Source organism: Streptomyces sp. NPDC048257, assembly GCF_043201855.1.
Taxonomy (GTDB): Bacteria; Actinomycetota; Actinomycetes; order Streptomycetales; family Streptomycetaceae; genus Streptomyces.
The window spans coordinates 41,896-51,066 of the sequence record NZ_JBICZI010000029.1; the positions used below are offsets into that span (position 1 = coordinate 41,896).

The 9,171-nt window shown below is 71.7% G+C and carries 7 protein-coding genes; 6 read left to right on the forward strand and 1 reads right to left on the reverse strand.

Annotation, left to right across the window (positions count from 1 at the left end; genetic code table 11):
• Positions 1-59 precede the first annotated feature (59 nt).
• A complete protein-coding gene (locus tag ACGFZK_RS33490) occupies positions 60-2,309 on the reverse strand; it encodes an MMPL family transporter (RefSeq protein WP_393852620.1) in 2,250 nt (749 codons plus the stop codon).
• Positions 2,310-2,618: 309 nt separating this feature from the next.
• Here ACGFZK_RS33490 and ACGFZK_RS33495 point away from each other — a divergent pair, with 309 nt between their 5' ends.
• The 6 genes from ACGFZK_RS33495 (at position 2,619) to ACGFZK_RS33520 (ending at position 9,164) form a co-directional block, all read left to right on the forward strand.
• Positions 2,619-2,894, forward strand: a complete 276-nt coding sequence (locus ACGFZK_RS33495) for an isoamylase early set domain-containing protein (protein ID WP_030384091.1) — start codon at positions 2,619-2,621, stop codon at positions 2,892-2,894.
• Between the two features lie 257 nt (positions 2,895-3,151).
• A complete protein-coding gene (locus ACGFZK_RS33500; protein WP_393852621.1) occupies positions 3,152-4,210 on the forward strand; it encodes a FecCD family ABC transporter permease in 1,059 nt (352 codons plus the stop codon).
• Complete coding sequence (locus tag ACGFZK_RS33505; protein ID WP_393852622.1) at positions 4,207-5,322, forward strand: FecCD family ABC transporter permease; 1,116 nt, start codon at positions 4,207-4,209, stop codon at positions 5,320-5,322. Before ACGFZK_RS33500 ends, ACGFZK_RS33505 begins: the two co-directional genes overlap by 4 nt.
• 38 nt (positions 5,323-5,360) lie before the next feature.
• Positions 5,361-6,200 carry an ABC transporter ATP-binding protein gene (locus ACGFZK_RS33510; protein WP_393852623.1) on the forward strand — a complete coding sequence of 280 codons (840 nt, stop codon included), beginning with the start codon at positions 5,361-5,363 and terminating at the stop codon, positions 6,198-6,200.
• Between the two features lie 112 nt (positions 6,201-6,312).
• Complete coding sequence (locus ACGFZK_RS33515; RefSeq protein ID WP_393852624.1) at positions 6,313-7,374, forward strand: iron-siderophore ABC transporter substrate-binding protein; 1,062 nt, start codon at positions 6,313-6,315, stop codon at positions 7,372-7,374.
• A complete protein-coding gene (locus tag ACGFZK_RS33520; RefSeq protein ID WP_393852625.1) occupies positions 7,371-9,164 on the forward strand; it encodes an ABC transporter ATP-binding protein in 1,794 nt (597 codons plus the stop codon). The genes ACGFZK_RS33515 and ACGFZK_RS33520 overlap by 4 nt, the downstream gene beginning before the upstream one ends.
• The last annotated feature ends 7 nt before the right edge of the window (positions 9,165-9,171 follow it).

Sequence of the window (9,171 nt, forward strand, 5' to 3'; positions counted from 1 at the left end):
GTCTTCCTTGTCGTGAGCGGGACGGGCGACGGAGGGGGTGGGGGTGTGCGCGCCCGTGGTCAGTGGCGTGCGCGGGCCGGGGTGCGCGGGGCGGGCCGGGCCGCGGGACACCTCCTGACGGGGGCCGGGGGAGGCCGGGAGGCCGGACTCGGCTCCTTGGGCCGCAGCAGGGGCGGCGCCCACCAGTTCAGGCCGCCCGCCAGGCGCATGAGCGCGGGTACGAGGACACCCCGTACGAGCGTGGCGTCGAGGAGCACGCCGAGGCCCGCGCCGATCCCGAAGAACTGGAGGAGGGAGACCTGCGAAGTGCCGAAGCTCAGGAGGGTGAAGGCCAGCAGGGCGCCGGCGGTGGTGACGATGCCGCCCGTGCGGGCCATGCCGGAGACGATCGAGGTGGCGTTGTCCTGCCCGGTGTCGTGCGCCTCCTTGATACGGGCGAGGACGAACACCTCGTAGTCCACCGAGAGCCCGAAGACGATGCAGAACAGCAGGACCGGCATGGTCGTGCTCAGCGGTCCCGGCGTGAAGCCGAGCAGCTGGTGCAGATGACCCGACTGGAAGACCCACACCATCGCGCCGAGGACGGCCGCCAGGCTCAGCGCGTTCAGTGCGATGGCCTTCAGCGGCAGGAGCAGGCTGCGCGTGAAGCCCAGCAGCAGCACGAAGGTGGTGGCGCTGATCAGGGCGAGCGCCAGCGGGATCCGGTCTCCCACCGTGGCTTTGGCGTCGACCAGGACCGCGCTCGGTCCGCCGACGAGCACCTCGGTGCCCGCCGGGGCGGGGGTCGCGCGGATCTCACGGACGAGCTGCTGGGCGGCGTGCGACTGAGGGTCGGCCAGCGGCACCACGGAGAGCCGGACCGGTCCGTCGGCGGCGGCCCGGGCCGTGGATCCGGCCGCGGCCGGCTCGCCGTTCCGGAAGCCTCCGTCGGGCCCCGTGACCTGGGCGACCTGCGCGAACGCCGACAGGCGACGGGCGTACTCGGCCCGCTCCTGCGGGGCGGCACTGCCCGTGCCGACGATGGTCAGCGCGCTGGAACCCTTGCTGTCGAACCGGTCGCGCACCAGGTCACCGGCCTGGCGGCTGGACGCGCTCACCGGCAGCGCCCGGTCGTCGGGGGTGGCGAAGTCGGCGTGCGCGAAGGGTGCGGCGAGCAGGACCAGCAGACCGATCACCGGCAGCGCCGCGATCAGCGGGCGGCGCACGACGATCCGCGCCAGCTTCTCCCAGAAGCCGGAGCGGGACCCGGACCGGGCCCGGCGGCGCCACGGCACGGCCCAGGCGTTCACCCGCTGTCCGAGCAGCGCGAGCAGGGCGGGCAGTACGGTCACGGCGCTCACGGCGGCGATCACCACGACCGCGATGCCCGCGTAGGCGAAGGAGCGCAGGAAGTACGGCGGGAAGACCAGCAGGGTGGCGAGCGCGGCGGAGACCGTCGCGGCGCTGAAGGCGATGGTGTGGCCCGCGGTGCGCACGGTCCGTACGGCGGCCGTGCGCGGGAGGAATCCGGCGGCGAGCTCCTCCCGGAACCGCGAGACGATCAGCAGCCCGTAGTCGATGCCCAGCCCGAGGCCGAGGGCCGTGGTGAGGTTCAGCGCGAACACGGACACGTCGGTGACACTGCCGAGAACGCTCAGGACCAGCAGCGTCCCGGCGATGGCCAGGACCCCGATCAGCAGGGGCAGGGCTGCGGCGACCACGCTGCCGAACACCAGGACCAGCAGGATCAGCGTGCCCGGCAGGACGACGGCCTCGGCCCGCTTCAGATCGGACTCGGAGAGGTCCTGGAGCTCGGCGTCCACGAGCGCCCTGCCCCCGACGTGCACCGTCAGGGCCGCCTCGGCGGCGGTCGCAGTGCCGGTCGCAGTGCCGGTCGCGGTCGCGGCCGGGGTGGCCAGCTCCTCGCGCAGCCGCTCGGCCCGTTCCCCGAGCTCCTCCCCCTCGCCCGCCACGTGCGCGACCAGCATCGCCGCGTGGCCGTCCCGGCCGCGCAGCTCCGCCGCGCCCCCGGTCCAGTACGAGCTCACGGCGCTCACGTGCGGCTGCGCGGTGAGCCTTTCGGTCAGCTCCCCGCCCGCGTCGCGGGCCGCCGGATCGTCCACGGAACCGCTGCGGGGCTGTGCGACGACGACCAGGTTGGGGGAGGCGCCCGTGCGCTCGGTGGACAGGTGCGCGGCGCGGCTGGAATCGGACCGCGGGTCGTCGTACCCCTGCGACTTCAGCCGGCCGGCCGCATCCGAACCGAACAGGACGGACAGGACGAGGAACGCGAGGGCGGCGACGAGGACGAGTCGGGGACGACGGGTCACGAAGGCCCCTGCGCGGCGGAACATGGATGCCTCCGGTGCGGATGGCGTTCCCCTCCTGCTTGGGCGCAGGAAGGTCGATGTCCACCGTGCCCGGGGGCGGGACGGGGCCGTAGTCCCGGCCATTCGTACCTTGACAGGGGCGGCAGGGGCGTTCCCGGGCCCCGCACACGCAGGGTGACATCGCGTGGCCGCGGGTCACTCGATCCGGTGGGGTCCGGGGTGGGAGTGGCGGCGCCGGGGTGCGGCCGGTGCGTCCGCCGCCGACTATGGGCGGCGTACCACCCCCACTGCCCCTGTCAGGAGCTCACCATGCTGGAGCGCAAACTGCGCAAGGACCGCACCGAGGTCACCTTCATCCTGCCCGTCGACACCCCGCCCGGACCGGTCAGCGTGGTGGGCGACTTCAACGACTGGCAGCCCGGCGTCCACACCCTGGCCCGGCGCAAGGACGGCAAGCGCGCCGTGACCGTCGAGCTGCCCAGCAAGAGCACCCACTCGTTCCGGTACCTGGCGGCGGGGGACTACTGGTTCAACGACGAGAGCGCCGGTGACCAGGACGGGCCGAACAGCCGTCTGCACACCTGACGGCGCGGACTCCCCGCGGACTGGAGCGCGCCCCGGCCGTCGCCGGGGCGCGTTTTGCACAGCGTGGGCAAATTGAGTAAGGTTAGGCTTCCCTAATCGCTCAACAGTACATATTTACGGGCGAGTTGGCGGTCTCTCGCTCTCGACCGCCCGATTTGTCTATCGACAGTGCGCCATGGAATCAGCTTAGCTTTGCCTAAGTTACGCCCTGCCGGCCCTCCTTCCCCCGGCTGATCGAAGGGACGACGTAGAGCGACATGGGCACGATCGCAGTGGAACGCCCCGTGCCCAGGGGCGTATCGGAGGTCCGTCGGCGGCGGGTCGTGGGCTCGGTCACCCTGGTGCTGGTCCTGCTGGCCGTCATGGTGGTGTCGCTGGCCGTCGGCGCGCGTGCGCTGACACCCGCCGAGGTCTGGCGGGGCTTGTCGGCGGCTCCGGACCCCGACCAGCGGCTCACCGAGATACGGCTCATCGTGCGGACCGTACGGGTGCCCCGCACGGTCCTCGGGCTGGTGGCGGGCGTGGCCCTCGGGGTGGGCGGGGCACTGATCCAGGGGTACACGCGCAATCCGATCGCCGACACGGGCCTGCTGGGGGTGAACTCCGGCGCCTCGTTCGCCGTGGTGCTGGTGATCGCACTGTTCGGCTTCGCCAACCCCTTCCAGTACGTCTGGTTCGCCTTCCTGGGCGCCGCGGTCGCCGGTGTCATCGTCTTCGGGCTGGCGAGCATCGGCCGGGGGGCCGGTAACCCCTTGACCCTCGCACTGGCCGGACAGGGGATCACGGTGTTCCTGGCCGCGATGACCACGGCGGTCGCACTGTCGGACAAGGCCTCGCTGAACGCCCTGCGGTTCTGGAACGCGGGCTCGGTGGCCGGGGTCGGCTTCGACACCATCTGGCCGGTGATCGCGTTCGTCGCCGTCGGGCTGGTGCTGGCGCTGGTCACACTGCCCGCCCTGAACCTGCTCAACCTGGGCGACGACGTCGCGCGGGGGCTGGGGGTGAACATCGTGCTGAGCCGGACCGTCGGCATCATCGCCATCACCCTGCTGGCCGGAGCGGTCACGGCGGCGTGCGGCCCCATCGCCTTCCTCGGTCTGATGGTGGCCCACATGGCCCGGTACCTGACCGGGCCGGACTACCGCTGGCTGGTGCCGTACGCGGGTCTGCTCGGTGCCATCGTCCTGTTGGTCTGCGACATAGCCGGACGTCTGCTGGTGCGTCCGGGGGAGTTGGACGCGGGGATCGTCGTGGCCCTGCTCGGAGCCCCGTTCTTCGCGGCTCTGGTGTGGCGCGGAAAGTTCAAGAGCGCATGACCGGGACGACCGACGCGAAGGCATCCGACGTGAGCACATCCGGCGTGAGGGCATCCGGAGTGAAGGCCCCGGTGAGTGTGACGCCGGGCGTGCGGCTCGGGCCCGTCTCGTTCGTGTGGCGGCCGTGGGTCGTGAGCGTCACGCTGCTGCTGGCGGCGGCGACGTTCCTCGTGTTCTGCCTGTCCATCGGTGTCGGGGACTTCCCCATCGGCCTGTCCCAGGTGATCACCACGATCCTGGGCGGGGGCGAGCAGGTCGACAAGTTCGTGATCATGGACCTGCGGATGCCGCGGGCCCTGGCCGGGCTCGTCGTGGGCGTCGCACTGGGGGTGTCCGGGGCGATCACCCAGTCCATCGCGCGCAATCCGCTGGCCAGTCCGGACATCCTGGGGATCACCGGGGGCGCCGGCGCGGTCGCGGTGTTCCTGGTGACCGTGTCGGGCGGCGCCGCCGCGGCGGTCGTCAACTCCGTGGGCCTGTCCGGGGCGGCGCTCGCGGGCGGCCTCGGCACGGGTCTCCTCGTGTACTTCCTGGCATGGCGGCGCGGGATCGACGGCTTCCGGCTCGTCCTCATCGGCATCTCGGTCAGCGCCGTGATGGAGGCCGTCACGACCTGGCTGCTGGTCACGGCCGACATCAGGGACGTGGCCCGGGCCCAGGCATGGCTGATCGGCTCGCTGGACAACCGGTCGTGGGGCGACGTGGGCGTGGCGCTGTGGTGCACCATCGCCCTGATGGTCGTCGTGACCGGTGTCGCGTTCCAGTTCAAGCCGCTGCACCTCGGCGACGACGTGGCCGCGGGCCTCGGCGTCCGGTACACGAGGGTGCGGGCGGTGCTGCTGCTGTGCGCGGTCCTGCTGGCCGGGGTGGCGGTGAGCGCGGCCGGCCCGGTCCCGTTCGTCGCGCTCGTGGCGCCGCAGGTGGCGATGCGGCTGGCCAAGTGTCCGACGCCGCCGATGGCGGCCTCCGGGATGGTGGGGGCCCTGCTGCTGATCGGCGCGGACCTGGTCGCCCGTACGGCACTGCCGATCACCCTGCCGGTGGGCGTGGTGACCGCCGTGATCGGCGGCCCCTTCCTCGTCTACCTGCTGGTGCGGGCCAACCTCCGCTAGCCGGTATCTCTTCAGACATGCCTACTTCAGGGGGAGTTGTGGCCGTATCGCAGATCGCCGGGATCGCGTCCCAGGGGGACGAGGCCGCACGGCTGGCAGCCAGGGGGGTCACGGTCGGGTACGGCGGGCGGGTCGTCATCGACGATCTCCACGTGTCGATCCCGCCGCGGGTGATCACCACGATCATCGGGTCCAACGGATGCGGGAAATCGACCCTGCTGCGGACCCTGTCGCGGCTGCTCAGGCCGACCAGCGGAACGGTCGTCCTGGACGGCGAGGACATCGGCAGGCTCAGGACCAGGGAGGTGGCGAAGAAGCTCGGCCTGCTGCCGCAGGCGCCGGTCGCCCCGGAAGGGCTCACGGTGGCCGACCTCGTCGCCAGGGGCCGCCACCCGCACCAGAGCTGGCTGCGGCAGTGGTCCTCGGACGACGCCGACGTCGTGGCGCACGCCCTGGAGATGACCGGGGTGTCCGACCTGGCCGACCGCCCCGTGGACGCGCTATCGGGCGGGCAGCGCCAGCGCGTCTGGATCTCGATGACGCTCGCTCAGGGCACTGACCTGCTGCTGCTGGACGAGCCGACCACCTATCTGGACCTGGCGCACGCGATCGACGTGCTCGACCTGGTGGACGACCTGCACGAGTCGGGCTGCACCGTGGTCCTGGTGCTGCACGACCTCAATCTGGCCACGCGCTACAGCGACAACCTCATCGTGATGAAGGACGGTTCGATCCTCGCCCAGGGGCACCCGCGTGACGTGATCACCGCGGAGCTGTTGTACGAGGCGTTCGGGCTCCGCGCCCGGGTGATCGACGACCCGGTGGGGGACCGCCCCCTCATCGTGCCCATCGGCCGCGCCCATGTGCGGCTCCAATAGATCAAACATAGTTACGGCGCAAGTAAGGCTAGGCTAGCCTCACTTGACCGCGATAGGGTTTGGCTGACCTCGGGCGGGACCGCAACGGACGGCACGAAAGCAAGGGATTCGGATGCTTCTCCAGCGAACGACACGTAGGAAGCCCTGGCAGCGGCTGACGGCGGTACTGTCCGCCGCGACCCTCGGCGTCGGGCTCCTCGCCGGATGCGGTTCCGACTCGGCGGACCAGGCGGACGAGAAGAGCGACAACGGCCCGGCCGCCGGGGGCACGTTCCCCGTCACCGTGGAGCACGCCTTCGGGTCCACCGAGGTCGAGAAGGCCCCTCAGCGGGTCGTCTCGGTCGGGTACACCGACGACCAGGCCATCCTGGCGCTCGGCATCAAGCCGGTCGGCATGGTCGACCAGTACCCGAACCCGCCCGGCACGTCCCCCGACATCAACACCCAGTGGCCCTGGGTGAAGGACAAGTGGGGCGACGCGCGCCCCGAAGTCATCATGAACAACGGCGATGCCGGACCGAACTACGAGAAGATCGCGGCCCTGCGGCCGGACCTGATCATCGCGGTCTACTCCGAGGTCGACCAGGCCGGCTACGAGAAGCTCTCCAAGATCGCCCCGACCGTGGGCCGCACCAAGGCCGAGAAGGAGCCCTTCAGCGCTCCCTGGCAGGACAACGCCGTCCACATCGCCAAGGCGCTCGGTCAGGAGAGCAAGGGCACCGAGCTGGTCAAGGGCATCCAGGACAAGCTCGACGCGGCCAAGAAGGCGCACCCCGAGTTCGCGAACCAGACCGCCGTCCCGCTGTCCTGGTACAAGGACTCGGTGGCCCCGTTCACCACCACCGACGTGCGCGGACGGCTCGTGACCGGCATCGGTTACAAGGGCCAGACCGAGATCGACAAGATCGCGGACGGCAAGTTCTACACCACGCTCTCCCCCGAGCGCATGGACCTCGTCGACGTCGACCGCATCTTCGTCATCGCCGACAAGGCGGACCAGGAGGCACTGAAGAAGTTCCAGCTCTTCACCAACCTGAACGCGGTCAAGAACGGCAAGGTCTCGTACCTCCTCGACAGCGAGGGCCCGGCCGTCGGCGCGGCCATGTCCCAGGGCACCCTGCTGTCCCTGCCGTACGCGATCGACGAACTCGTCAAGTCGGTCGGCCAGGTGTGAGCATCACCGCCACGCGCGTCGCCCCGCCGACCCTGCGCACGACGACCGGACGCGAGGCCACCCGCTGGGTCGCGGCGCACTGCCGCGAGGTGCCGTGGCTGACCTTCGCCACCCTGTTCACGACGGTGGCGGGGGCAGCCCTCCAGGTACTCCCGCTGCTCCTGCTCGGCCGGGTCGTCGACGGGGTGGTCGAGGGCGGACCGCGCTCGATCCTGGTCACGACCGGGGTGTTGATGGTGGCCGCCGCGCTGCTCGGCGCGGCGGCCACCGCCCTGTCCACGTACCTCATCGGGCGCCTCGGCGCGGACCTGCTCGCCCGGCTGCGCGAAGGCGCCGTCCGGGCGGTGCTGGGGATGCCCAGCGCGCGGATCGAGCAGGTCGGCCGGGGAGACGTGCTCTCCCGGGTCGGCGACGACGTGGCCGTCCTGTCCAAGGGCATCAGAACGGCCGTCCCCACCGTGTTCTCGGCCGGCGTGCTGGTGGTGATCGCCACGCTCGGCATGTTCGGCCTGGACTGGCGGCTCGGTCTGGCCGGTGCCTGCGCGCTGCCCGCCTACGGGCTGGCCCTGCGCTGGTACCTCCCCCGCTCCGCCCCGCTCTACCGCACGCAGCGCGCGGCCCAGGCCGACCGTGCGCAGGCCCTGATCAGCGGACTGAACGGGATCGACACGGTCCGGGCGTACCGCCTCGAGGGGGCCGTCCGCGAGAAGGTCACCCACGAGTCGTGGCGGGTACGCGACCTCGGCATCGAGGTGTTCCGGCTCTTCGGCCGGTTCGTCGGCCGGGAGAACCGGGCCGAGTTCATCGGACTGGTCCTGATCATCGTGGTGGGGTACGCCCTCCTGGAGGCCGACGCCGCGACCCTCGGCGAGGTGTCGGCGGCCCCGCTGCTGTTCCACCGCCTCTTCACCCCGCTCGGCTCCATCATGTTCACCTTCGACGAGGCGCAGAAGTCTGGTGCGAGCCTGACCCGCCTCGTCGGAGTCCTGGAGGAGGACGCGGAGGACCGGCTGGTGGGCGCACTGACCGTGGGGCAGGCGGTGCAGGCGCCGCACCCGGTGGCCGTCGAGGTGGAGGGGCTGACCTTCCGCTATCCCGACTCCGAGGAGCCGGTCGTCCGGGACGTCCACCTGACGATCCCGGCCGGCGGTTCGCTCGCGCTGGTCGGGGCAACGGGCGCGGGCAAGTCCACCCTGGCGGCACTGATCGCGGGCATCGGCACCCCGCAGGCCGGCTCGGTGCGCGTAGGGTCCACCGACCTCGCCGGTCTGGACGAGGCCGGGGCGCGGGCCCTGGTCAGCATCCTGACGCAGGAGACCCACGTGTTCTCCGGTTCGCTGGCCGAGGACCTGCGGCTGGCCGCGCCGGGGGCGACCGACGCCGAGCTGACGGAGGCCCTGCGTACGGTCGGCGCCGACGGATGGGTGGACGCACTGCCCGACGGACTGAACACCCTGGTCGGCGAGGGCGGCGAACGCCTCGACGTCACCAAGGTCGCCCATGTCGCGCTGGCCCGGCTGGTGCTCGGCCGGGCCCCGGTGGTGGTGCTCGACGAGTCCACGGCAGAGGCGGGCAGTGAGGGCGCCGCCGAGCTCGAGCGGGCCGTGCGGGCCGCGTGCGCGGGCCGGACCACGCTGTTCGTGGCACACCGGCTGACCCAGGCGATGGCGGCGGACCGGATCGCCGTACTGGACGCGGGACGCGTCGTGGAGCAGGGGACGCACGAGGAACTGGTCGCCCTGGGCGGCCGCTACGCGCGACTGTGGCGGGCCTGGCGCGAAGGCAGCTAGGGCGCCC